The following is a 2,557-nucleotide window of genomic DNA, read 5'->3' as shown; positions in this document are numbered from 1 at the left end:
GAGCCAGGTGCGATGCGCCCCGGTGATCTTGCCGTCGAGGTCGGTGACGGCCGCGATCATCGCCGGCCAGGTCTCGGTCGGCGAATGCTCTTCGGGGCGATAATAGCAGCGCGGGTGGAAATGCAGGCTTCCGGTTCCGCGCAAATCCGTAATGCCGCGTTCCCGTAAATACGTTTGTACGAGCGTGCCGTGGATCGGCTGCGACATGCGGACCAGTCGGCGGGCCGCTTCGGGGGAGCCATGCGGCGCTGGGTTCGGCCGTTCGTGCTGACGGGCCTCCGGCGCCGGCGGCGGCATCGAGAGAAAGGTCCGCGCCTCGTCGGCGACATCCTTGAAGTCGATGAGGCCGCAGCTTTCTCGGATGACGTCGAGGAGATCGCCATGCTCGCCGGTGGCCGCGTCGGTCCATTTGCCGGCGGGACCTTTCGGCGTGTCCTTGAGCCGGACATACATCGAGCGGCCGGGTGTGTTGCGCGCATCGCCCACGAGCCAGTAGTTGCCCTCGCGGCGACCGCTGGAAAGATAATGCCGGCACACCGCCTCGGCCTGCCGGCCGAGACTGTGCGCGAGATCGGAAGCGTCTTGACGTGCCATCACGCGGCCTCCCGCTCGGAGATGCGCGCCACGGGATATGTATCGAGCACCTTGGCGAGGACGCCCGGTCCGGCGGCGTCGGCCGGCACGAAAAAGCGGAGCTTCCACGAGATGATCTCGCTGAACAGGCCGTAGGTGCGCAGCCGGTCCCGCATCGCCTCGGTGAAGCCGGTCAGCTCCAGGCGCTGGGCATTCATGACGCGGGCGCGCCGAAGCTGAAGGCCGTCAGCGAGATCGAGGATCGTCGTGCCGTCCATCAGAGCGGTGAAGGCCTGCTCAGGGGTCAGCGATGTTGCGCCCGTGGTGACGGCGTTTGCCGCCCAGGCGGGCGAGACGCGGCGGCCGATGATGCGCTCGCCGCCATCGGTCTGGAGCCGGTAGACCCGCGTCGACTCGTTTGGCAGCCGCTTCCAGATCGGCAACAACAGGCCGGCGACAATGTGGATCGTGCTGTCGGAAAACTCCGGCACGTCATTCAACTCAGCCCACCACGCGGCGGCGAAGGCGGCGCGATCGGCTTCCTCCCACTGGCTCTCACCCATCATGCGCAGCGGCGCATAGTGCTGCTCCATCGGCCGGACCAGGCAGACGCGGCGCTCGATCTCGCCATCGTCGAGCATCATCGATGGTGCGGAAATCTGCACGGCGGCGCGGCCGGAGCGACCATTGACCAGGAGCCGTGCGCGCGGATCGGAGAGATGATCGAGCGCGTCGGCGAGGCTCGTCGGTCGATTGCGCTCCCGGCGGGTGATGGTGAGAAGCCGAGTTTCCGCGCCGGTGCCCGGGTGCGTATGGATCACCTCGCTGCCGGTGACGATGAAGCTCTCGGCCTGCAGCGTTTCGAGTCCGACGTCATAGACTCCACTGCGAACCGCCCCGTCGACTTTCGCCGTCAGGAGCTGCTCAAACGCCGTAAAAAGCACGCCCTGCAGGTCGATGGTCAGCGCGAGCAGACGGTTGAGGAAGGTCGTGATCGGCGGCAGCTCGTCCTTGATGCCGTTGTCATCCGTGAGCTTGAGACCGGTGGCGGACTCAAAGCGGTCGAGCGAGCAGTTCTCGACCTTGCCACGCACGAGCAGCAGATAGAGCTGGCGCAGCGCACCGCGCGCATAGGGGCTTTCGAGATTGTCCTCTGGCCGGAAGAGACCCTGTCCGCCGGTCTGGCGCTGCCCACGCGTGATCGCGCCGAGTGTATCGAGCCTACGCGCGATCGTGGAGAGGAAGCGCTTCTCAGCCTTCACGTCAGTGGCGATCGGGCGGAAGAGCGGCGGTTGAGCTTGATTGGTCCTGTTGGTCCGACCGAGACCCTGGATCGCCGCATCGGCCTTCCAGCCCGGCTCCAGCAGATAGTGGATACGCAGGCGCTGGTTCTTCGCGCCAAGATCGGCGTGATAGCTGCGCCCCGTACCGCCCGCATCCGAGAAGACCAGGATGCGCTTCTGGTCGTCCATGAAGGCGGCGGCCTCGGCGAGATTGGCCGAGCCCGCCCGATTCTCGACGGCAAGGCGATCGCCCTTGCGCACAACGCGCCGTGAACGGCCGGTGACCTCGGCGACGACATCGGAGCCAAAGCGCTGGACGATCTGGTCGAGGGCGCCGGGAACGGGTTCTAGCGACGCGAGCCGTTCGATCAGCTCGTCACGGCGGGCGACGGCCTCCCTGCTCTCGACGGGCTGACCGTCCCGGAAGACTGGCCGCGACGACAGATTGCCCTCGCTGTCGGAGAACGGCTCGTAGAGCTGCACCGGGAAGGAATGGGCGAGATAGTCGAGGACATATTCCCGCGGCGTGATGTCGACACGCACGTCGTTCCATTCCTCGGTCGGAATCTCGGCCAGTCGGCGCTCCATCAGTGCCTCGCCGGTCGAGACGATCTGAATGACGGCGCTGTGCCCGTCGGCCAGGTCCTGCTCGATCGAGCGGATCAGCGTCGGGGTCTTCATGCTGGTCAGCAGATGACCGA

The 2,557-nt window shown here is 66.3% G+C and carries 2 protein-coding genes; both read right to left on the bottom strand.

Features of this window, described 5'->3' with window-relative positions; all coding sequences use genetic code 11:
- A partial coding sequence (locus BHQ40_RS24430; protein WP_435593934.1) for a DUF7146 domain-containing protein occupies window positions 1-594 on the bottom strand: 594 nt, incomplete at its 3' end.
- Window positions 594-2,557: strawberry notch C-terminal domain-containing protein (locus tag BHQ40_RS24425; protein WP_171905960.1), on the bottom strand; the 1,964-nt coding region annotated here is incomplete at its 5' end. The genes BHQ40_RS24425 and BHQ40_RS24430, both read right to left, overlap by 1 nt.

The sequence above is a fragment of the Sphingobium phenoxybenzoativorans genome (assembly GCF_001757355.1).
Lineage (GTDB): Bacteria > Pseudomonadota > Alphaproteobacteria > Sphingomonadales > Sphingomonadaceae > Sphingobium > Sphingobium phenoxybenzoativorans.
This window is presented reverse-complemented; position numbering and strand designations above follow the sequence as displayed.